This is a genomic window from Streptomyces sp. NPDC055189, assembly GCF_053606765.1.
In genome coordinates this window covers 196,607-217,985 of sequence record NZ_JBSGSG010000004.1, presented here as the reverse complement: position 1 = coordinate 217,985, position 21,379 = coordinate 196,607, and the positions used below count along the sequence as shown (strand labels likewise).

Below are 21,379 nucleotides of genomic sequence, written 5' to 3'. Positions count from 1 at the left end.
CGAAAGAGTGAGCAGCGACGAAACACGTCCGGGCGGCGCCGAGGACGGCCCGCAATGTCCCGAGTGCGGCACTTCGCGCGAGCGGGGCAGCGCGCCGGCCTGCGGTTGTACGGAGCGGGCCGCGGACGCGGCACGGGAAGCGAGATCGGCGGATGCCGCCGCGGCGGAGGACTTCGATCCGCTGCGCATACGTCCGTACGTGACACTGCCTGAGCCCGGTCCCGGGGACGAGACGGCGCCCGAGCCCTTGGCGGCCGCCGCCCACGTCCTCCCGCCGGAGACGGCGGCGCCGCCGCGGTCGGCGGATGTGGGGCTTTTCGCGGCGGGCGGCGCACCGCGGGGCGACGACCCCCGTCTGGCCCCGCCCTCTCTGCCGTACGACGAGGAACCGGAGCCGCGGCGCGTCCGCATCGGCCTGTACGCGGGCGTGGGCGCGGTGGCCGTCATCACCGTCGCGGTGCTCGCCGCCGTGCTGTTGCCGCCCGACAAGCCGCAGCGGCACGACCGGGCGCTGCCGGAGGTGCCGACGCGCGCGGTGAACGCCCCGTCCGGCGCCGGCACGGAAACGGCCACGGCTTCCCAGCCGCCGCCCTCCGCGCCCGCGTCACCGTCCCCGGACCCGTCCACGTCGCCCGAGACGAGCCCGAGCCCGTCCCCGTCTCGTACGGCCTCGGACAAGGCGAGGCCCACCCGGCCGCCGAGCCGGTCGACGGCACGGGCCACGGAATCGGCCAAGTCGGACGCACCGCCGACCGGCACCGTCCTGAGCCAGGGCGACCGGGGCCCGGAGGTCGAGGAGCTGCAGCACCGCCTGCGGCAGCTGTACCTGTACATGGACGACACCGACGGCACCTACGACGCCGGGGTCACGGACGCGGTGGCCCGCTACCAGTTCGCCCGCGGTACGCGGGAGGACGAGCGGGGCGTTTACGGGGAGGAGACGCGGGCGGCGCTGGAGGCGGAGACGTCGGAACCGCGGCAGCACCGGCCGGGGCGGTAGCCGCCCAGCGGATCGACTGCGATCAGCGGTAGCCGCCTGCGCACAGCAAGGCGCCCGGCACCACAAAGGTGCCGGGCGCCCGGAAGTCTGCCTGCGGATTCAGCCGAACGTCAGCTGAAGCGTCCCGTCACCGGCGGCGGTGACCCGGACCTGCGTCAGGTCGTCGACGTGCACGGTGGGCCCGTACTCCCCGGCCCTGGGGCCTATCCCCACGACTCGCATGCCGGCCGCGAGCCCCGCGGCGATCCCGGCTCCGGAGTCCTCGAAGACGATGCAGTCAGCGGGGTCGAACCCCAGCTCGGCGGCCCCCTTGAGGAACCCCTCGGGGTCGGGCTTGCTCGCCCCCACACTCTCCGCGGTGACCCGCACGGCGGGCAGCGAGAGACCGGCCGCGGCCATCCGGCCGGTGGACAGCGGCACGTCGGCGGACGTCACGAGCGCGTGCGGCAGCCCTTCGAGGGACGCCAGGAAGGCGGCGGCCCCCGGTATCGGAACGACGCCCTCCATGTCCGCGGTCTCGGCGGCGAGCATCTCGCGGTTCTCCGCGTAGTTCTCCTCCATGGACCGCTCCGGGAGCAGCACCGCCATCGACGCGTACCCCTGCCGCCCGTGGACGACCTTGATGACCTCGTCGAAGTCGAGCCCGTACCGCTCGGACCAGCGCCGCCAGCAGCGCTCGACCACGGCGTCGGAGTTGACGAGGGTCCCGTCCATGTCCAGGAGGAGGGCCCGGGCGGTCAGAACAGAGGCGGTCTCAGCCGTCATCGACGTACTCCAGAGCACAGAGGGAGTCTCCGCGGAGGGAGGAGCGGAGGAAGGAGCGGAGGGAGCATGCGGAGAAAAGATCAAGGCAGCCCCGCCCGCCGGTCAGGGAACACGGGCGGAGCCACTTTGTTCCCCCACGGTACAAAAAGAGGCCACCAGACGCCAACACCGCAGGTCACACCCGCAACGGGCCCCTAAATAGATGCCCCAGGCTCCTAACTAAACCAGACGCTTCAGGCAATCGCCTCATACAGGCTCCACACGCCGAGCCCCAGCATCAGGAGCGCCGCGATCTTGGTGATGAGCGACAGCGGCACGCGCTTCATCAGCGCCTTTCCGCCGACGATCCCGAGCCCGGCGACCGCCCACAGTGCGAGCACCGCACCGAGGCCCACGGAGAGCGGGTCGTCGTACCGCGCGGCCAGGTTCGCGGTCATGATCTGCGTCAGGTCACCGAACTCCGCGACCAGGATCAGCATGAATCCGGCGCCGGAGACCTTCCAGAAGCTCTGATCCTTGGGCTCGCGGACCTCTTCCTCCTCGTCGCCGCCCTTCAGGAGCAGCATCGCCGCCCCGCCGAGGAAGAGGACGCCGGTGAGCGCGTGGAGGAGCTGCTGCGGCAGGAGCGTAAGGACACTGCCCGCCGCCACCGCGAGCACGACATGGACGACGAAGGCGGCCGCGACCCCGACGAAGACGTACGAGGCGCGGTAGCGCGTCCCGAGGACGAGCCCGGCCAGCGCTGTCTTGTCCGGGAGTTCGGCAAGGAAGACGACGCCGAAGACGAGCGCCGTCACGCTGATGCTGATCAAGGTTCCTCAATCGGTCGGGGCTGCCCCACCGAGAGCAATCTGTACATCACGTACGACACCTCGGCACGGCAGCACACACGGACGTACACGGTCATGTACGTCGGGTACTGCTTGCCGAAGGTCTCGCTGGCCGACCGCGTCGATGACGGGGTCTGCCTCCGGGCGCCGGCTCAGACGAGCTGAGCAGTATGTCGACGGTCCGGCGAAGAGCTACTCCCCTTCTGCGCCATCCATCGTACGGGACGTCCGCACCTCCCGGACCAGGGCCTTTCGACCCTCCGGAAAAGTGACGCGGGCCACACTGTGCGCGCTCGCGGACACCCCTCGGACGCCCGTTCGGCAACTCCCGTACAGGTGACCGGACATGACACGGCGCCAGAACTCTTGAACTGACCACCTGTTTGACGCGACCCTGTCACCTGACGCACATCCACAGGAAACCCCGCCGCGTCACCATGGCCGCCCCAACGGCCAACATCCCCCCACATCAAGGGAGTTCGTATGTCCGCTGTCTACGCGCGTCGACGCCTCGTCACTCTCACCGCCCTGACCGCCCTCGCCTCCGGGGCGGCCCTGCTCACCGGCGCCCCCGCCCAGGCCGCTCCCCCGGCACCGGTCTCCGCCGCCACCGCGCGCACCTATCTGGGCCAGCTCACGGAGAAGGCCGAGGGCTCGTCCGACGGCTACAGCCGCGAGAAGTTCCCGCACTGGAGCACCCAGTCCGGCGCCTGCAACACCCGCGAGGTCGTCCTCAAGCGCGACGGCACGAACGTCGAGCAGGACTCCAGCTGCGCGGCCACGTCGGGCACCTGGAAGTCCCCCTACGACGGCGGCACCTGGACCGCGTCGGGCGACGTCGACATCGACCACGTCGTCCCGCTCTCCGAGGCCTGGAAGTCCGGTGCGAGCAGCTGGACCAACACCCAGAGGGAAGGTTTCGCCAACGACCTCACCCGTCCGCAGCTGATCGCCGTCACCGACAACGTCAACCAGGCCAAGGGCGACAAGGACCCGGCCGAATGGCTGCCGCCCACCGCGTCGTACCACTGCTACTACGCCCGGATGTGGGTGGACGTGAAGCACCACTACAAGCTCACGGTGAACGCGGAGGAGAAGACCAAGCTGTCCTCGATCCTCAACGGCTGCTGAGGTCGCCTGCCGCGAGCGGCTGGGTCACCCGCCCGCGCGCAGCCGTGTCACCGGGCCGCGAGCAGCCGTGTCACCGGCCTGTAACCAGCGGGAATCCCCGGAACCTCGCCACGGACCTCCGTCGTTCCGTACCGTACGGGGCGACGGAGGAGAGTGATCATCGTGGCACGGCTGCGCCTGGGTCCGCTGCTGAGGTATGTCGACGGTTCGACGGCGACGGTCTGGGTCGAGACCGACCGGCCCTGCACCGCCGAAGTGCGGTGCGCGGACGGCGCCAAGGGCACGGCCGACACGTTCCAGGTCGCGGGCCACCACTACGCGCTCATTCCGGTCACGGGCCTGAATCCGGGCACGGAGACCGCGTACGAGGTGCGGCTCGGCGACGGCGGCGTCCCCGTGTGGCCGCTGCCGGACTCGCCCTTCCCGCCTAGCACCATCCGCACGCCGGGCGGGGGCGACGACGAGGCACTCCGTGTCACCTTCGGCTCCTGCCGCTGGGCGGCACCGCCGAGCGGGGAGCACGACCCCGTCGGGCCGGACGCCCTGGACACCCTCGCCGCCCGGATAGCCGGCGGCACGGCCGCCGACCGCCCGGACGTCCTGCTGCTCCTGGGCGACCAGGTGTACGCGGACAACACGTCGGAGGCGACGCGGCGCTGGCTCGCCGCACGACGGGACCTGAGCGAGCCGCCGGGCGACCAGGTCGCGGACTACGAGGAGTACACCCACCTCTATTACGAGTCGTGGCTCGACCCCGAGGTCCGGTGGCTGCTCTCCACCGTGCCGAGTTGCATGATCTTCGATGATCACGACGTAATCGACGATTGGAACACCAGCGCCGCCTGGCTCGCCGAGATGCGCGCGACGCCCTGGTGGCGCGAGCGCGTGCTGAGCGGCCTGATGTCGTACTGGGTCTACCAGCACATCGGCAATCTGCCGCCCGCCGAGCTTGAGCGGGACGAGCTGTATGCCTCGCTGTGCGCGACGCCCGACGGTACGGACGAGCTGCGCGCCTTCGCCGCCGCCTCCGACGCCGACCCCGCGGCGACCCGCTGGAGCTACCGCCGGGACTTCGGCCGCGTACGCCTGCTCATGGTCGATACGCGGGCCGCGCGCGTCCTGGACGAGCAGAACCGCGCCATGATCGACCCGGACGAGGCGCGCTGGCTGCGTGAGCAGGCCCTGGAGGGTTCGGGCGGACCGGACGGCGCGGGCGGCTACGACCATCTTCTGATCGGCACGTCTCTGCCCTGGCTCCTTCCCCACCTCATCCATGACGCCGAGGGCTGGAACGCCGCGCTGTGCCGTGGTGAACGCGGCGCGCGCTGGGCCCGCTTCGGCGAGAACCTGCGCAGGCGCTCGGATCTGGAGCACTGGGCGGCGTTCCCCTCGTCCTTCGACGCGCTGACCTCACTGATCGCGGAGGCGGGCACGGGGACGGGTGCCCCGGCGACGGTGTGCGTGCTCTCCGGCGACGTCCACCACGCGTACATCGCCGAGCCGAGCTGGCCGGACGGCGGCGGCCCCGACGCCCGCGTCCTGCAGCTGACGTGCTCCCCCGTCCACAACTCCATTCCCGCGTCGATAAAGCTGGGCTTCCACTTCGGCTGGAGCAAGGCGGGCCGGGCACTGGGTCGCCGCTTCGTACGCCACGGACGGATTACGCGGGCCGCCATCAACTGGCGCAAGACGGGCGGGCCCTGGTTCGGCAACCAGCTCATGACACTGACCCTGCGGGGCCGTTCGGCCGAGGTGCGGCTCGATCAGGCGCAGACGGTGAAGGGCGCCGGGGTGCGCCTCGCGACTACGCAGGAGTCACGGCTTTCGTGAGGTTGTAGTCCCTTGGTGAGCCTGCAGTCCCTTCGTGAGCCTGTAGTCCCCTTCGCCTCCCTTTAGTTGTCGTTGCCCCGCTTAGTTGCCATTGCCCCGCATCGGCGACCGGTGCGGGGCGGCAGTGGCGTGACACAGGCCACACCCGTCCGGCGAACCTCCGTTCCGGGGTTCGCCTGCGGGGCTTCCGGCGGCATGATGAGCCGGACCGTCCGCTTCCATCACCCCCACCCCTCATAGCCCCCACTCCCCTACAGCTCCACTCCCCCCACCGCCCCCTCGATGCCCGGGAGCCACGCCTTTGTCCGCACCATCCGCAGCGGCCGCACCGGGACGTGACATCGCTGTCGCCGTCGTCGGCGCGGGACCCCGCGGCACGAGTGTCCTGGAACGCCTCTGCGCCTCGGCGACCGAACTCCTGCCGCCGGGGGCACGGCTGACGGTCCACGTCGTCGATCCATCCCCTCCGGGGCCTGGACGCGTCTGGCGGACCGCACAGCCGGGCGAGCTGCTCATGAACACGGTCGCCTCACAGGTGACCCTCTTCACCGACGAGAGCGTCGACTGCGCGGGGCCGATCCGGCCGGGGCCGAGCCTGTACGCATGGGCCGCCGCCGGGCACGCACCGGGGCTCGGCCCCGACGACTACCCCACGCGCGCCTGTTACGGCCGCTATCTGGAGTGGGTCTTCGCCCGGACACTGCGCGGCGCCCCCGCGACGGTCCGGGTCGAGGTGCACGGGGCGCGCGCCGTACGCCTCGACTCCGAAGGGCCCGGGGGGTCTGAGGGACCCGGGGGCTCCGAGCGCTCCGGGGACGGCCCGGACGACCGCGCCCAGACCCTCGTACTCGACGACGGCCGCGAACTGTCCGGGCTCAGCGCCGTCGTCCTCGCGCAGGGCCATCTGCCCGCGGTGAGCGACGAGGGGCAGCGGCGCTTCGCCGCGCACGCCGCGCGGCACGGGCTGCGCCACATACCGCCGGCCAACCCCGCCGACGTCGACCTGTCGGCCGTCGCTCCCGGCGAGCGCGTCCTGCTGCGCGGGCTCGGCCTGAACTTCTTCGACCACATGGCGCTCCTGACGCAGGGCCGCGGCGGACGTTTCACCCCGGCACCGGGGGGCGGCCTGCGCTATCAGCCGTCGGGACACGAGCCGAAGCTGTACGCGGGGTCGCGGCGCGGCATCCCGTACCAGGCGCGCGGCGACAACGCGAAGGGCCCGTACGGACGGCACCTGCCGCTGGTCCTCACCTCCGACGTCATAGCCCGCTTCCGCAAGCGCGCGGACAGCGGTGACGCCCCGGACTTCCTCGACGAGATATGGCCGCTGGTCGCCAAGGAGGTGGAGACGGTCTACTACACGGCTCTCGTCCGTCCCGCCGGGCGGGCCGCGCACTTCCAGGACGCCTTCCTCGCGGCACCGCACCGCAGCTCCCAAGAGGGCCTGGTGCTCGACGAGTTCGGGATTCCCGAGGCAGCGCGTTGGTCCTGGGACCGGCTTGCACAGCCGTACTTCGGCCATACTTTCCGCTCCCCCGACGACTTCCGCGCCTGGCTGCTCGCGTATCTGCGCGAGGACACCGCGCAGGCCGCGCTCGGCAATGTCGCGAGCCCGCTGAAGTCCGCCCTCGACGTGCTGCGCGACCTGCGCAACGAACTGCGCCTGATCCTCGACCACGGCGGCCTGGCCGGCGTCTCCCGCCGCGAGCACCTGGACCGCTGGTACACGCCGCTCAACGCCTTCCTCTCGATCGGTCCGCCCCGGCGCCGCATCGAGGAGATGACGGCCCTCATCGAGGCGGGCGTCGTCGAGGTGCTGGGACCGCGGCTCGACGTGCGGACGACCGCGGACGGGACGTTCCTCGCGCACTCCCCCGACGTACCGGGGTCGGATGTGTCCGTCACCACAGTCATCGAGGCCCGGCTCCCCGAGCCGGACGTGCGGCGCACCGCGGACGAGCTGCTCGGACGGCTCCTCGACACGGGGCAGTGCCGTGCCCATGTCGTCGACGGCTACGAAACCGGAGGTCTCGACGTCACACCCCGCCCTTATCACCTGATCGACCGTCAAGGTCGCTCCCACGCAAGGAGGTTCGCGTTCGGAGTGCCTACGGAGGGTGTGCACTGGGTGACGGCGGCGGGGGCCAGGCCGGGCGTCGATTCGGTGACCCTGTCGGACGCGGACGCGGTGGCACGGGCCGTTTTGCGGGCGGCGGCGGGAGCGACGGAGACCCCCTCCGCGAGCGGACTGGTCCCGTCCGCGGCCGAAGTGGAATCCCCCGAATGGCCAGATGTTGAACTTGCAAGCATTGATTAGGTTCCCCTAACCTTGGGCCTCCGCTCGGTTACCGTCCCCAAAAACCGAAGGAGTCCCCCACCATGACTGGACGTCTCAACAGCGCCCAGCCCTACGCCCTCGGGCTGTTCCGCATCGTCATCGGCCTGCTCTTCGCCTGCCACGGCGCCGCCTCGCTCTTCGGCGTGCTCGGCGGCGCGGCGGGCGGCGGCACGGTCGACGCCGGCACCTGGCCCGGCTGGTACGCGGCCGTCATCCAGCTGGTCGGCGGCAGCCTGGTCGCCCTCGGCCTCGGCACCCGCGCCGCGGCGTTCATCTCCTCGGGCTCGATGGCGTACGCCTACTTCAAGGTGCACCAGCCGGAGGCCCTGTGGCCGATGCAGAACGGCGGAGAGGCCTCCGCGATCTTCTGCTGGACCATGCTCCTGCTCGTCTTCACCGGCTCGGGCGCGCTCGGCCTCGACCGCCTCTTCGCCTCGCGCGGCGAGAGCGACTCGAAGGCAGAGTCGGAGCGGACGCCGGTGGCCGCCTGACGCGCACCCGCCCACTGACGGCGCCCCCTCCCCCGTACGCACACGGAGGAGGGGGCGCCGTCACGTTCCGGGGGCCTCCTGCCGTCAGGTTCCGCGGCCTCCTCGGCCGACGGACGCGCACGACCTCTCAGCTGACGGGTGCGAACGGCACCGTGAAGCACGCCACCCGGTCCCCCGCGCCGCCCGGCTCGTGGTGCAGCACGACGGATCCGGCGGCGCCTCCGCGGAACTCCCAGCCGTGGCGGGCCTCCGCCCCGCCCGAGCCGTCCGGCCCCGGCGTGAAGTCCAGCCAGACCTCGTTCTCCGGATTGACGTAGTCCGGATCCTTCGAGGGCTGGTGCGGGTCCTCGCGGTGCTGATAGTGCCCTCCGGCCGCTTCGGGGTCGGCGCCGCACGGCTTCTGGTGCACGTGTGCGCCGTACGCGTGGCCCGGTTTCAGCCCCTTCACCCGGAGCCTGACCTCCATGCCACCCGGTCCGCCGCGCTGCTCGACCTGGATCGAGGACCCCGCGGGCACGAGCTTCTTGTCGTACGTGATCGCCGACGAGGAGATCAAGGCCGTGGGCGGCGCGAACCGCGCCCCGACCCGCAGCCAGTAACCCGGCGTCGCATCGCCGGCCACGCCACCACCCGCACCCGCACCCGCACCCGCCGCAAGCACCGCCGTCGCCACGGCCCCGGCAAGCATTCCTGCAACCATCGTCCCGCTCCTTCCGTTCTGCCCGTGGACTCTGTTGCTACGGGACATCGGCGCGGGACGCCCTGCCGGGAGCGGCAGCCGGGTGAACGTGATGTAGCGAACATATGAGCCCCCCATGAATCTCCGACGGAGAGCTCGGCGTACGCTGTACAGCTGTCACCAAGCCGCCCCTGCCGCTCCCCGCGACGTCGCGGCAGGCATGTCGTCGACCGGGGAGTTACGGGGAAATTCGGTGCTTGAGAGTCTCGGCGCGCTGACCAGCAGCCCATGGATCTACGTGGCGGTGGCGCTCTCCGTGCTCCTCGACATCGTCGTGCCCGTGCTGCCCAGCGGCGTCCTCGTCATCACCGCGGCCACCGCTGCCGCCGCGGCCGGCACGGCGGGCACGGGGGCGGGGGCCGTCCCGCACGAGGTGCCCGACATCCTGATGCTGCTGCTCTGCGCGGCCACCGCCTCGGTCCTCGGCGACCTGGCCGTCTACCGCCTCGCCTGGCGCGGCGGCGAGCGCCTGGACCGCGCCATCGCCCGCTCCCGGCGCCTCACGACCGCGCAGGAACGACTCGGCACGGCACTGTCACGGGGCGGCGGCATCCTCGTCGTCATCGCACGCTTCGCTCCCGCGGGCCGCTCGATCGTCTCGCTGGCGGCGGGCGCGGCGCATCGCAAGGTGCGCGAGTTCCTGCCCTGGTCGGCGCTCGCGGGCGTGGCCTGGGCGGGATACAGCGTCGCGCTCGGCTACTTCGGCGGGCAGTGGCTCGGCGCGTCATGGCTGGCCACGGGGGTCTCCCTGCTCGCGCTCTTCGCGGCGGGCGCGGGGGCGGCGTTCCTGGTGCGCCGGCCTCGGGCGGCGACGGCCTAGTTCCGCCGGAGGTTCCCCGGGCCGCTCGGGCCGTCCGGGCCACCCGAGCCACCCGAGCCGCGCGGGCCGTCGAGGGCCGCGCGGGCCGTCGAGGGGCCCCGGGATTTCTAGGCTGCCGGAGCTTCCCCGGCCGTCTCGCCGGCCGCCTCACCGGCGGGCCGCGACCTGGCCCCTCGCACCTCGATCCCGGCGAGCAGCTCGGCGGTGGCTTCGGCCACCGCTTCCACGGCCCTGTCGAAGACCTCGCGGTTGTGCGCGGCCGGGGCGCGGAATCCCGAGACCTTGCGCACGTACTGGAGCGCGGCGGCCCGGATCTCCTCCTCGGTGGCGTCGTCGGGGATGGCTGGCGGACGGAGCGTCTTGATGCTGCGGCACATGCCTACAGCTTGCCGCGATCGAGGCGCGAGCGGGAAGTCGTCGCGCTCGCTGGCGCCCCCGCGAGCCCCTGCTTGTCCCCGGCAGCCCCTCACTACCCCTCAGGCGCCCCGAAGTTCGCCCCACATCATGCGTGGCGGCCCTCGCACTCGAAAATCGAACAGGAGTACCATTAGCGGGTGCCTGAAACCCCTGCTTACGACTTCCCTGACGACCTCCTCGCGGGTCAGGAGGAACTGCACCAGGTCCGGGCCGAACTGATGGCCCTGCTGAAGCGGCTCCCCTGGTCGGTCACGCCCCTGGAGGGCTTCAGCGACGACCACGGCTGGCGCAAGGTGGAGCGCCCGGCCTCACCCGGCTGGACTCCGGACGAGCAAGCGGAGGTGGAGAAACTCCGCGCGCGGGAGCGGGAGTTGGCCGTGTTCGTCACCTGTCACCGCTTCTGGGATCAGGTGGCCGGCCCGGAGGCCGTGGCCGCCCGCGCACGGCTCAAACACACGCACGAGAAAGCCATTGACACCGAGTGACAGCGGGCGTTGACTCCAGCTACGCCGAGGAGGTGTGGCCATGAATATATGGCTGGTCGTCCTGCTCCTTGTACTGGTCGGCCTTGGTTTCAGCCAGCCACTTCTGTGGGTGGCAGCGGCGGTGCTCGTCTACTTCATGATCCAGCAGTACGACCGCGCGGGCTCCAAAAAGAGCAGCGGCAGCGGGAGCGGGAGCGGCGCGGGGGGAAACGCGGGGGCCGGAGGCGGCGGAGGTGGCGGAGGTGGCGGCTTCCCCAAGACCTACCGCGACTACCGCATCCGCAAGGAACGCCAGGAACGCTGGGACCGCAGGTACCGCCGGACGCATCCCGGTTCCGGCAACTGAACCGAGATCCCGCACCCCGTTCGGTCAGCCGGTCGGCGCGCCCGCGGGAAGGCCCCCGAGCATCGAGACCGCCCCCTGCGCCGCTTCGTCGACCACGGCCGTGGGAGCCGTGGGGTTGTCCGCCTTGAGCTCGCCGGTCTTCTCGTCGAGGTCGAGCCCGCCGAGAGTCTCCTGCAGGTCCTGAGCCGTCGCCGTGACGGAGTCGGGCAGCTGCGTCTCACCACCGGCGGACGGCTGCGGGGCGGCGAAGGCGGGTGATACGGCCCCCAGAGCGAGGCCGATTCCGACGACACCGGCAGCGGCCTTGGCGATCTTCACGAGATGGATCCCTTCCGGCAGGGCCCGGCAGCGGCACGCCGTTCGTACGCCCGGAGCGTCCACAGGTCGGACACTCATGACCCTGTCCGGATTCCACAACTCCCGCGTGATCCCCGAGGTTCTGGCCGACCACCCGATCGATTTCAGATGCCCCCGGACGCCGCGCGGCCCGGCAGGAGTCCGCTCCTGCCGGGTCGCCCGGTCCCTTCCCGCCTCCGGGAGCGTCAGCCGCCCTGCACGGGCCGCCGGTTGGCCGCGGCCCTGAGGCCGGCGACCGTGAGCGCCACGACCAGCAGCGCGGCCAGCGTGGCCGCCGCGGCCGACAGGGCGGGGATCGGTGCCGACACCCCGTCGGGCCGCAGCACATAGGCGAGTGTCCTGGAGTCGACCCGATCGCCCACCAGATGGCTGACGGTCAGCACACCGGCCACCAAGGTGCCCGCCACGGCCACGACCGGCGACCCGCTGAAGCACAGGGCCAGGCCCGCCAGAGCGCAGACACCGGCGACGCAGAGCGCGGCGGTCAGGCCGAAGGTGGACGCGTCGGACCAGTTCAGCGGGAAATGGGCCGCCGCACAGAGCAGAAGCAGTACGCCTGCCACGCGACGCAGCCACACCAGGGCCGTCCCGCTCTGCGCCTGTGCCTGCGTGGCCGCGGCATCCCGGGCGGACGACGGGGCGACGGCCGCAGCGGGAGGTGCGGTCGGCGCGGCGGGGGCCCGGGCCTCCGCCTGAGCCTGGTTCTGAGCCCGGGTCAGGGCATCAACGCTGTCGGCGTCCTTGCGGTCGCTCAGCCTGCCGATCAGCTGCATCAGGTCCTCGACGGACCTGGTCGTACCCGCGGCGTGCACCGCCTCGGCGCCGCTGTGCGGATCGTGCGGCGGCCGGGACAGCAGGTGAACCAGCCGGCTCACTTCGGGGATGGGCCGTTCCTCGGCGGCGTGCCGAATGGCCTCGTCCATGTGCTCGGCGGGGTGCTCCGGCGGTCCGAGCAGATCCACCAGCTTGGTGACGTCGTCGACGGAGCGGGCCACGCAGGCCAGCCGGAGCACCGAGGCGGCCGTCGGCATTCCCTCGGGCGACTGCTCCAGGAGGGTGACGAGGTCGACGACGTCGTCCAGCGGCCTGGACACCACGGCGACGCGGATGAGTTCCTCCACCGCGTCGTCGTCGACGTCCGGCGCCTTCTGTTCCGGTGGTCCGTCGTCGGCGACGTGCGGGGGCCACTCCGGAGGAGCGTCGCCGGAATCGCCGACGGGGACATCGGTGGCTTCCTGGTCGACAGGCTGCTGCCACGGCGCGGGCTGGTGGCGGGGCGGGGTGCCGAGTTGCGCGGTGCCCCAATGAACCGACGTCGTCACCAGAGGTTCGCCGTTCCCGGATATGTCCCCTGCGGCAGAGAATGACTCAGCGGCCATTTTCTTTCTCCATTTCAGCGGGACGTCCTCATCCCGCACGTGAGCGTGATTCCGTTCTATGCACGCTTCATTCACCCCGCCACTGGAGGAGCCGTCCGGCGGTACGCCCCCGGGGCGCTCCGGGGCATGAGAACTGGTGAGGAGAGTGCGGGCGGCCGGCGGGATCCGGAGGCGGCGCGTCCCGGCGCCGCCGGGGCGCCAGGACCACGGCCCGGCGCACGCGGAACGGCCCGCACGGGCGGAAGGGAGGGTTCCGCTGTTTCTCCTGGTACAGCCGTCCCGCAGTTGGGTAGCGCCGGTGTGGTGACAAACGGATACTGCAACTCGGCTTCGGCATAGCGTGGTTACTGAGAGAGGGGGCTCAAGGCCATGTCGACCAACTATGTGATCCTCGTCGTCGACGACCACAAGGACACCCTGTTCGCGCTGGAGAGCGCGCTGGCCCCTCTCGGCTACCCGCTGGTGAGTGCGACCAACGGCGACGACGCACTCAGAGTGGTCCTGCGGGGGAACGTCGGGCTCATCCTGCTCGACGTCCGCATGCCGGGCGTGAGCGGATTAGACGTCGTGCACTATGTGCGCCGTCTGGACCAGACGCGTTCGATCCCCATCGTCCTGCTGACCGGTTTCGACGTGAGCCGCGACGTCGCCGCCAAGGCCTTCCTGCTCGGCGTGGCCGACGTAGCCCTCAAGCCCATAGATCCACTGACCCTGCGCACCAAGGTCCGCTACCTCTTCGAAACCCACCGGCAGCTGAAACTGATGCAACTGGAAATCGAGGAACTCAGGGCCCTGGTGAAGGACGGATCCATCGAATCGACGAACAACAGCCACTCTGAGCCGCAGAGCACACCCGAGCCTCAGATCGAAACGTAAAAAGCCCCCCAGCCGAGCACGACTGGGGGGGCAATAGCAGGCTCGCACCTGCTACTTGTCCAGGGTGGGCGCGGACGGTTTCGAACCGCCGACATCTGCCTTGTAAGTTCATCCAGACGGGCGCTGGCGCTGCTCCCGCCGGCGCCCCTGGCTTCGCCGCTGACCGCTCGACGTTGCCGACATCCGCCACCGTTGATGTCAGCCGTGGATGTCAGGCACCTTCTGGTCCGTAGCTCTATGCAGGACGGCCGTGAGCCATAAAGGCGGGCAACCTACCGGCCCACGAGTACGTAGACAGATACTGGCCGGTGTGGCGGTTACGGTACTTCGCTGCTGTACCGCATGCAGCGGAGATCATCGCGGCCATTGCCGAAGCGTCCACGAGGACACTTACAACATGTGCCATGGGCGCCCAGATCATCAGTACGAAGATGATCACAATGACCCATTTCGCCTGAGGACGGTTTGACAGATGGCTTGGTGGCAGGGCCACACTCATTCTTGGACCTCCGGGTTCGTGGCTCATCACACAGCTCTTGCTTCGCGGTTGGCGCTGAGTGGTGAGCCTCTTCTCGTTCCCCCACATCTTGCCGGGACACCGGGCCACGTGAGCCGGGGCAAACTCCAATCGGCCACAAGTCCAGAGCCCCTCTCCGGTCCCCTTTTCTATTGCGTACGTAATACAAATTCAGCCAAGCACGTCATCGCAGGTCAGGCGGCATTTAGCCATGTGCGGACACACAAGAGCGGGTCATCCATGCAGGTCGAAACTCCTGGTGGGTTGGTCGTAGGTTAGACACAGCAAGTCGCAGAAACTCGCAGAAAGCTAGAAACCAATTGCTCTAAAGTTGGCTCAAATGGGTGTACAAAAAAGCCGCGCTGTAAGCCCGCACGGGTAAACGATCTTTGTACGGGCGTGATCGCGTCGCTTTGGCATGAGGGTGGAGGAGCGGACCGACAAACACCCCAGAGAGCCACCCCTGACCCACGCGGTCGGTGGAGCGGCTTTGGACTGGAGCTGCTTTGGGGCGAGTGATCATGGCCCCTTAAGCTTCCGGCGAGTCGGGCAGTCTGTGGACCTGCCCGTTAAAGCACGACGTTGGGGCCATGATCTTCGAGGCTCGCCCCAAAGTGGCTGTCTAAAGCCGTGGAGCCGACCGCCCCAGCCCAGGGGCCACAGCCCAGGTAGTGGGATGGCCCGCCGGGTACCGCCACCGCGATCCGGCCTTATCGGTAATACAAAGCTTTCTGTGGCCTGCTGTGCGGCAATCCCCTGTGCCCCTATGGCCCGGTGCTGGGTTTTTGGCCCCTGGGGTGGGCGACGGACGGACGGCGGCGCGCGGCTGGTGGCGTAGACATGGAAGCGGCGGGGCGGCGGCCGGCCGGCGCCCTGCCCCCTTGTCGGGGGCCCTCGCTTCCTTGGATTGATCCCCTTCGGGGACGGCTCGGGTCTGCTGGTGGTCTTGATGGGGGTGTTCTTCGGCGTGCGCTTTTCGGCCCCACGGATGTTGTTTGGCTCTTTTCCCTCCCTAGGTCGGATCGCGGTGGCGGTGCCCGGCGGGCTATCCCGCGTTACCGGGGTCGCAGCCTCGGGGAAGGGGTGGTTGGCGCCCGTGGTTGATTAGGCCGGCCGCGTGAGCGGGCGGGCCTTGATTAAGTAGGGAAACTCTGTCCGCGTGGCCCCTCTCAGGGCCTGCCCTGGGAGCTCCACACCTAGATGACCTGCGACTTTCCCCGTGTCCCAAAGCGGCATATGCGTACTCTGAAAGACACCTTGTCTCATGTGAGACACAGCGGGAACATTGGGCCATGGCTAGTCGGCGAAGTCGCAATCGCAGCAAGGTAGTTCAGCGGCGCCCCGCCGTGGACGCTCAGCCTTCCACCAACACCTCGTCAGGCACCCCCGAAGATGCCCGTGCGCGGGCCGTACGGCAGCTTGTGACTCCAGGGGAGCAACGCCAGCACCTAGTTCATGAGTTGGAGCGGCTAGACGTCGCCCTACGCCCCTTGGTGACCGATGCCGTCGCCGCGGGGGTCCCGTACCGACGTATCGCTGAACTCACCAGCATTTCCCGCGCGACAGTTGCCCGATGGGGCAAGGAGCAGCCGAACAGCACGTGACAAGACGCAACAGGCCGCGCCCGATTGGAGCGGACGCGGCCTGACCGATTCGAAGGAGTCGAAGCCATGTCGAATCGATCCATCTCAATCCTGGCAGAAGAACAGGCACCTGCGAACGAACGTCTGCGAGGCGCCATGGTCGCAGCCAACGTCACCGTAGAAGGGCTGGCAAACCGTTTGGGAGTGGACCCGAAGAGTGTAGAGCGGTGGGTGATCAGCACTCGCATCCCGCACGCGCGGAACGCGCACGCAGTGGCCAAGGTGCTACGCGTCGATCCGTACTACTTGTGGCCCATGCTTGAAGAGCGGCATCGTTCGAGTGTGAGCCCTCGTGACGAGCTGATGGCCTGTTACCCGAGCCGTGGAGCGGTCCCACACATCCTTTGGCGCCAGGGCCTGGCTGCGGCGACCAGCGTGATCGACCTTGCCATCTCCAACGTGCTCTTCCTGACCGACGCTGTCTTCGATCTGCACGCGATCCTCGCCTCGAAGTCCGAGGCCGGCGTGCGGGTGCGCATAGCAACCCCTCCTGCCGATGCCGATCGAATCGCAACTCTGATGGATGTCTTCCCCTCATTGGGGGACCTTCCTGGAGTCAGGCTGGTGACCCACCGCGGGCTTCGGGCCGATCTCTATCGAACTGATGATGAACTGCTGGTCACCACGCCCGTCGATGGCCTGACGCCTGCCCTGTCTCCGGTTCTCCACCTGCGGAGGGTCGGCCCTGCACCGCTGACCGCTGGCTACCTGACCGCCCTGGACCACATTTTCGACACGGCCCAACCCCTGACGACCCACAGCCCCGGTGGCTGACCAACACCCGTGCACATCGGGCTCAGCCAGCGACCGCCCCGGCCCAGTTACTCAAGAGGCTTATCGGCCGTGAATGACTATGGCCCTTGATGTCAGACCGGGATGTCAAAGACCCCCAGCCATGATCGGCTGGGGGTCTTTGTACTGGTGGGCGCGGACGGTTTCGAACCGCCGACATCTGCCTTGTAAGGGCAGCGCTCTACCACTGAGCTACGCGCCCCGGATATTTCGACAGCCTACCTTGCCGGTGGCCCCGCCCCGCAAACCCGTATGAGGGGTGCCCCGGAGCCCCGAGGGGAGCCCGGGGGCGCGGTCCATGACCCGGGTCACGGACATGGACCCGGGTCATGGACGGGGATCGGCCGGCCCCGCGTGTCCGCCCGCAGCGAAGACGGCAAAGTCACGGTGCCCGGCGCGAACTAACCGGCCCGTGTGTTCGTCATTAACCGGTGGGAGAATGTGACACCGGGCAAGGCGGATGACAGCACGGGAGAGGGATAGTGACGGCGACACCTTCGCAGCCGTACACACCGGATACGTCGGGCAAGTCAGTGGTGCTGGTACCGGATGAGCCGGATGAGGATGTACGTAGCTGCGGGAGCGTGCGGCCGCGCCCCCGCCAGGGCCGACAACCGGACCACCGCCAGGTCCATCAGGATCGCCAGGGCCCGCGGCGCCGCCGATCCCCCCTCCGTGACGCTGTCACGCTCGCCCTCCTGCCCCTCCCCCTCCTCGCCCTCGCCCTCCCCGCCGCCTTCGCGGGCGGCGGCACCCGGCGGTGGTTCGGCGGGCGCGGGGAGAGCATGCGGGCCGACGCCCAGGCCGCCAAGGACGCGGCGGCCGCTGCCTTCTACGAACTGGACACCGCCCAACGGGACCTGCGGATCTCCATCGAGACGATCGTCGCCGTCGACTCCACGCCCGCCGCACAGCGGGCGGTCTCCGACTTCGAGGCCATCGGGCGGCGGATCGACGAGGTCAGCCATCAGTACATCAGCGCGGTGGACGCCCACGACCTCGACCGTGACGACCTGGAAGCCTCCGTCGCCGCCCGCGCCCGCACCGAGCTGACGCAGGCCAAGGGCGAGCTGGACAAGGCCAGGGGCGACCTGGAGCGGTTCCAGCAGGGCCTTGGCCCGCTGCTCGACAAGGCCGAGACGCAGCTCGCCCGGCTCGCCCCCGCCGTCGAGCGCGCCCGGCAGACCCTCCTGGCCGCCACCAACGCCCTCGATGCCGTACGGGGTGCCGGGCTCAAGGCCGATGACCTCGCCGCACGCCTGGCCGCCCTCGGCCCGGAGCTGACCAAGCTCAATCAGGGCGCCGGCCGGCACGGCGTGCCGGAGACGCTGCAGCGCGCCGACCGCGTCCTGCGGGACGCCGAGGCAGTGCGCGCGGAGGCCGAGCGGCTGCCCGAGCGGGCCGCCGAGACAGACCGCCGCCTGGTCTCGCTGCGCACGCGCGCGCAGGCCCTCACCACCCGCAGCGGCCAGGTCGAACCGATCCTCAGCGAGCTGCGGCGGCGGTTCACCGTCGCCTGCTGGCAGGACCTGCAGCGCGTGCCGGACCAGGCCGCGGAGAACGTACGGCAGGCCGAGGTCAAGCTCAAGGAGGCCCGGCAGGCGCGCGAGGAGCAGCGCTGGCCGGACGCCACATCGCTGCTCTCGACGGTCCGCGCCCTGCTGAACTCGACGGACGAGGCGGTCTCGGCCGCGGGCGACCGGCTGCAGCGGCTCAACGCGGTGTCGAAGGATCCCCAGCAGGAGATCGAGCGCACCCGCTTCGCGATCCGCGACGCCCAGCGCCTGGCCATGGCGGGGCGCCAGACCCCGGAGCAGCGGCACGCCCGCCCGCTCGACGAGTCCGTCGCCCGCCTGGACCGCGCGGTGGCCTCCCTGGAGGGCCGCCACCCGGACTACTGGCACTTCCTGACCGAGACCGAAGCCGTGCGGCAGACGGTGTCGCGGGTGGTCTCCCAGATCCGGGAGGAGCGGGGGCAAGGGGCCTAGGGCCGACTGGGCCGACTGGGCCGAACCCCCGCTGCCTGGCGGTCCGCGGCCCACGGGCGGATGCTTGAGGTACGCACGCCGACGCCGCCGTACGCGGATGAGGGCGATCGGCGTTCGCCGCTGCGGCACCGTAGGACAGACCGCAGCACCGTACAGAAGCGGCCTCCGCGCGCACCCAAGGGAGGCGGACATGGCCACGCATGTACTTCACTCAGGGGCGAAGCTGCCCGGTCGACGCGTCAAGCTGAACGAACACCTGCCCGTCGACCACCGCCTCAGCACGATCTACCGCGTCGGCGCGGGCCTCATGGGGCTCGTCCTGCTGGCGTTCGGCATCCTCGGCCTGATCGACAAGATCGGCTTCTTCGACACCGGGGGCGACACCGTCGCCGGTCTGAACACCAACGGCGCGCTCAGCGTCCTGTCGATCTGCGTCGGGCTTCTCCTGTTCGTTGGCATGGTGATCGGCGGCAACTTCGCCTCGACGCTGAACATGGTCCTGGGCTGCGCCTTCGTCCTCAGCGGCTTCGTCAACCTCGCCATCCTCGACACCGGCCTCAACTTCCTGGCCTTCCGCATGCCGAACGTCCTGTTCAGCTTCGTGGTGGGCATCCTGCTGATGATCTTCGGGATGTACGGACGGGTCGGCTCGGCCCTGCCGCACGACAACCCGTACTGGAAGGCACGCCACCCCGAGCAGACACAGCACGCCGAGAGCGGGCGGGCGCGGCACGTCGAGAGCGGACGGACGCGGCACGCCAAGAGCGTCGAGAGCGCGCCGGCCAGCGGGGCGCACAAGGCCGTGTCGGCGCACCGCCCTGACCAGGCAGACCACCCTGAGCAGGCACGCTGAAGGCGCTGTGCGAGCCTAGGTGGCATGTCGGACCTCACCACTGCCTTCAGTAAAGACCTGCGGACCCGGCGCCTGGTCGCCATCGTGCGCGGTACCGACGCGGAGGCCTCCTTCCGGACGGTCATGACGCTCGTCGAATGCGGCGTGCCGCTCGTCGAGGTCTCCCTCAGCGGCGCCGACACCCCGGGCGTCCTGCGCCGGGCACGCGCCGAGCTGGGCGAGGGGGCCTGGCTGGGCGCGGGCACGGTCCTCACCGCGGACGACGCGCGGCTGGCCGCGGACGCGGGGGCGAACCTCATCGTGACGCCGGGTCTCGGCGCCGGGGTGGACGAGGCCGTACGGCGGGAACTGCCCGTCGCCGCCGGGGTGCTGACTCCGACCGACGTGATCGCGGCGAGCACGTCGGGCGCGACCGCGCTGAAGATCTTCCCCGCGTCGGCGATGGGCGGGCCCGCGTACCTCAAGGCGCTGCGGGCCCCCTTCCCCGACCTGCCCTTCGTACCGGTGGGCGGCGTGGACGCGGCCGCCGCCGAGGAGTATCTGAAGCTCGGCGCGGTCGCCGTGGGCGTCGGCTCCCCGCTCATCGGGGACGCGGCGGACGGCGGGGACCTGGACGCGCTGCGCAAGCGCGCGGCGGAGTTCGTGGCGGTCACGGGTGGCGGCCGATGAGCGCCGTGCCGCCCGTCGCGGCTGCCACCGACGTCCTGACCCTGGGCGAGACCATGGTCGCCCTGCGCGGCAGCGGGCCGCTCAAGCTGGGCGGATCGATGGACGTGTCCATCGCGGGCGCCGAGTCGAACGTGGCCATCGGCCTCGCCCGGCTCGGCCACGCGACGCGTTGGGCGGGTGCCGTGGGCGACGACGAGGCGGGCGAGCTCGTGCTGCGCACGCTGCGTGCCGAGGGTGTCGACGTCGCCGGTGCGTCCCGCGACGCGGAGGCTCCCACGGGGCTGATCCTCTTCGAACCGCGGCTGCCCGAAGTGACCCGCGTGCACTACTACCGCGCGGGCTCCGCCGGTTCACGCCTCACGGCATCCGCGGTCGAGCACGCCTTCACCGCTCCCGGCGTGCCGCGCGTCCTGCACCTCACCGGCATCACCCCGGCCCTGGGCCCGTCCGCCCCTGACGCCTGCCGCCGGGCCCTCGAACTGGCGAAGGAGCACGGCACGACGGTCTGCCTCGACGTCAACTTCCGCTCACGGCTGTGGAGCGAGAAGGAGGCCGCCCCGGTCATGCGTTCCTGGATGCCGTACGTCGATGTCCTCATCGCCTCGGACGACGAACTGCCGCTGTGCGTACCGGAGACGGCTGCTGCCGCTTCCGGTGAGACCTCCGCCCTGGCCGGGGGGCTCCTGACGCTCGGCGTGCGCGAAGTCGTGGTCAAGCTCGGCGCCGACGGGGCCACGGCGTACACCGCCGGGGGCGAACTGCACGCCCCCGCGCGCCCGGTACGGGCGGTGGACGCCGTGGGCGCGGGGGACGCGTTCGTCGCCGGGTATCTGTCGGCGCTGCTCGACGGGGCCGACGTGGCGGGGCGCCTCGACCGCGCCGTGACGACCGGCGCCTTCGCGGTGGCGTCGCACGGGGACTGGGAAGGGGCGCCTACGCGGGCCGAGTTGGGACTGCTGGGGGCGGGGCCCGGAACCGTGGTGCGGTAGCGCTGGGCTGGGCTGGGCGTGCGGGGATGAAACCGCGGGCCGGTGGGGGGTGACCGCGCCGTTTGCCGCGGGGTGGTGGGGGCCGGCCACGTAGTTCGCCGCGGGCCGGCGGAGCTGGTCACAC

General features: G+C 70.6%; 20 protein-coding genes and 1 tRNA gene. 14 read left to right on the top strand and 7 right to left on the bottom strand.

Going from position 1 to position 21,379, the window contains the following annotated elements; all coding sequences use genetic code 11:
• Nucleotides 1–7: 7 nt before the first annotated feature.
• A complete protein-coding gene (locus ACWFR3_RS05340) occupies nucleotides 8–1,000 on the top strand; it encodes a peptidoglycan-binding domain-containing protein (RefSeq protein ID WP_453733206.1) in 993 nt (330 codons plus the stop codon).
• Between the two features lie 99 nt (nucleotides 1,001–1,099).
• Here ACWFR3_RS05340 and ACWFR3_RS05335 read toward each other — a convergent pair whose 3' ends face one another.
• Both ACWFR3_RS05335 and ACWFR3_RS05330 read right to left on the bottom strand, forming a co-directional pair.
• Nucleotides 1,100–1,765 (bottom strand): HAD-IA family hydrolase, encoded by a 666-nt coding sequence (locus tag ACWFR3_RS05335; RefSeq protein WP_453733205.1) that lies wholly within the window; start codon nucleotides 1,763–1,765, stop codon nucleotides 1,100–1,102.
• Nucleotides 1,766–1,998: 233 nt separating this feature from the next.
• Nucleotides 1,999–2,577, bottom strand: a complete 579-nt coding sequence (locus ACWFR3_RS05330) for a TMEM165/GDT1 family protein (protein WP_365852309.1) — start codon at nucleotides 2,575–2,577, stop codon at nucleotides 1,999–2,001.
• 501 nt (nucleotides 2,578–3,078) lie between these two features.
• Here ACWFR3_RS05330 and ACWFR3_RS05325 point away from each other — a divergent pair.
• The 4 genes from ACWFR3_RS05325 to ACWFR3_RS05310 all read left to right on the top strand — a co-directional run bounded on the left by ACWFR3_RS05325 (nucleotide 3,079) and on the right by ACWFR3_RS05310 (nucleotide 8,385).
• Entirely contained in the window at nucleotides 3,079–3,726 is a 648-nt protein-coding gene (locus ACWFR3_RS05325; RefSeq protein ID WP_453733204.1) for an HNH endonuclease family protein, read from the top strand.
• A gap of 162 nt (nucleotides 3,727–3,888) precedes the next feature.
• Nucleotides 3,889–5,556 (top strand): alkaline phosphatase D family protein, encoded by a 1,668-nt coding sequence (locus ACWFR3_RS05320; RefSeq protein WP_453733203.1) that lies wholly within the window; start codon nucleotides 3,889–3,891, stop codon nucleotides 5,554–5,556.
• A 301-nt stretch (nucleotides 5,557–5,857) separates the two neighbouring features.
• The gene (locus ACWFR3_RS05315) at nucleotides 5,858–7,873 is read left to right on the top strand and encodes an FAD/NAD(P)-binding protein (protein ID WP_453733202.1); all 2,016 of its coding nucleotides are present in this window, start codon (nucleotides 5,858–5,860) and stop codon (nucleotides 7,871–7,873) included.
• A 62-nt stretch (nucleotides 7,874–7,935) separates the two neighbouring features.
• On the top strand, nucleotides 7,936–8,385 hold the full coding sequence (locus ACWFR3_RS05310) for a DoxX family protein (protein ID WP_453733201.1): 450 nt from the start codon (nucleotides 7,936–7,938) through the stop codon (nucleotides 8,383–8,385).
• A gap of 127 nt (nucleotides 8,386–8,512) precedes the next feature.
• Here ACWFR3_RS05310 and ACWFR3_RS05305 read toward each other — a convergent pair whose 3' ends face one another.
• The gene (locus ACWFR3_RS05305) at nucleotides 8,513–9,085 is read right to left on the bottom strand and encodes a superoxide dismutase family protein (RefSeq protein WP_453733200.1); all 573 of its coding nucleotides are present in this window, start codon (nucleotides 9,083–9,085) and stop codon (nucleotides 8,513–8,515) included.
• Nucleotides 9,086–9,317: 232 nt separating this feature from the next.
• On the opposite strand from ACWFR3_RS05305, the gene ACWFR3_RS05300 reads away from it, so the two are divergent.
• Nucleotides 9,318–9,944, top strand: a complete 627-nt coding sequence (locus tag ACWFR3_RS05300; protein ID WP_453733199.1) for a DedA family protein — start codon at nucleotides 9,318–9,320, stop codon at nucleotides 9,942–9,944.
• A gap of 107 nt (nucleotides 9,945–10,051) precedes the next feature.
• Here ACWFR3_RS05300 and ACWFR3_RS05295 read toward each other — a convergent pair whose 3' ends face one another.
• Nucleotides 10,052–10,321 (bottom strand): DUF2277 domain-containing protein, encoded by a 270-nt coding sequence (locus ACWFR3_RS05295; protein ID WP_453733198.1) that lies wholly within the window; start codon nucleotides 10,319–10,321, stop codon nucleotides 10,052–10,054.
• Between the two features lie 177 nt (nucleotides 10,322–10,498).
• On the opposite strand from ACWFR3_RS05295, the gene ACWFR3_RS05290 reads away from it, so the two are divergent.
• A complete protein-coding gene (locus ACWFR3_RS05290; RefSeq protein ID WP_453733197.1) occupies nucleotides 10,499–10,846 on the top strand; it encodes a hypothetical protein in 348 nt (115 codons plus the stop codon).
• Between the two features lie 40 nt (nucleotides 10,847–10,886).
• Nucleotides 10,887–11,192: a hypothetical protein gene (locus ACWFR3_RS05285; protein ID WP_453733196.1), complete on the top strand. Its 306-nt coding sequence runs from the start codon at nucleotides 10,887–10,889 to the stop codon at nucleotides 11,190–11,192.
• A gap of 24 nt (nucleotides 11,193–11,216) precedes the next feature.
• Here ACWFR3_RS05285 and ACWFR3_RS05280 read toward each other — a convergent pair whose 3' ends face one another.
• Both ACWFR3_RS05280 and ACWFR3_RS05275 read right to left on the bottom strand, forming a co-directional pair.
• Nucleotides 11,217–11,588, bottom strand: a complete 372-nt coding sequence (locus ACWFR3_RS05280) for a hypothetical protein (protein WP_453733195.1) — start codon at nucleotides 11,586–11,588, stop codon at nucleotides 11,217–11,219.
• Nucleotides 11,589–11,734: 146 nt separating this feature from the next.
• Nucleotides 11,735–12,928, bottom strand: a complete 1,194-nt coding sequence (locus ACWFR3_RS05275) for a hypothetical protein (RefSeq protein WP_453733194.1) — start codon at nucleotides 12,926–12,928, stop codon at nucleotides 11,735–11,737.
• Nucleotides 12,929–13,297: 369 nt separating this feature from the next.
• Here ACWFR3_RS05275 and ACWFR3_RS05270 point away from each other — a divergent pair, with 369 nt between their 5' ends.
• Together ACWFR3_RS05270 and ACWFR3_RS05265 are read left to right on the top strand one after the other, a co-directional pair.
• Complete coding sequence (locus ACWFR3_RS05270; protein ID WP_453733193.1) at nucleotides 13,298–13,804, top strand: response regulator; 507 nt, start codon at nucleotides 13,298–13,300, stop codon at nucleotides 13,802–13,804.
• A 2,187-nt stretch (nucleotides 13,805–15,991) separates the two neighbouring features.
• Nucleotides 15,992–16,738 carry a helix-turn-helix domain-containing protein gene (locus ACWFR3_RS05265; protein ID WP_453733192.1) on the top strand — a complete coding sequence of 249 codons (747 nt, stop codon included), beginning with the start codon at nucleotides 15,992–15,994 and terminating at the stop codon, nucleotides 16,736–16,738.
• 145 nt (nucleotides 16,739–16,883) lie between these two features.
• On the opposite strand, the gene ACWFR3_RS05260 is transcribed toward ACWFR3_RS05265, so the two are convergent.
• A tRNA-Val gene (locus tag ACWFR3_RS05260) sits at nucleotides 16,884–16,958 on the bottom strand.
• A gap of 280 nt (nucleotides 16,959–17,238) precedes the next feature.
• On the opposite strand from ACWFR3_RS05260, the gene ACWFR3_RS05255 reads away from it, so the two are divergent.
• The 4 genes from ACWFR3_RS05255 to ACWFR3_RS05240 all read left to right on the top strand — a co-directional run bounded on the left by ACWFR3_RS05255 (nucleotide 17,239) and on the right by ACWFR3_RS05240 (nucleotide 21,255).
• A complete protein-coding gene (locus ACWFR3_RS05255; RefSeq protein WP_453733191.1) occupies nucleotides 17,239–18,744 on the top strand; it encodes a hypothetical protein in 1,506 nt (501 codons plus the stop codon).
• A 190-nt stretch (nucleotides 18,745–18,934) separates the two neighbouring features.
• Nucleotides 18,935–19,597, top strand: a complete 663-nt coding sequence (locus ACWFR3_RS05250) for a DUF4383 domain-containing protein (protein ID WP_453733190.1) — start codon at nucleotides 18,935–18,937, stop codon at nucleotides 19,595–19,597.
• Nucleotides 19,598–19,621: 24 nt separating this feature from the next.
• Nucleotides 19,622–20,266, top strand: coding sequence for a bifunctional 4-hydroxy-2-oxoglutarate aldolase/2-dehydro-3-deoxy-phosphogluconate aldolase (locus ACWFR3_RS05245; protein ID WP_453733189.1), 645 nt, complete (start codon nucleotides 19,622–19,624; stop codon nucleotides 20,264–20,266).
• The gene (locus tag ACWFR3_RS05240) at nucleotides 20,263–21,255 is read left to right on the top strand and encodes a sugar kinase (protein WP_453733188.1); all 993 of its coding nucleotides are present in this window, start codon (nucleotides 20,263–20,265) and stop codon (nucleotides 21,253–21,255) included. Before ACWFR3_RS05245 ends, ACWFR3_RS05240 begins: the two co-directional genes overlap by 4 nt.
• Nucleotides 21,256–21,379 lie beyond the last annotated feature (124 nt).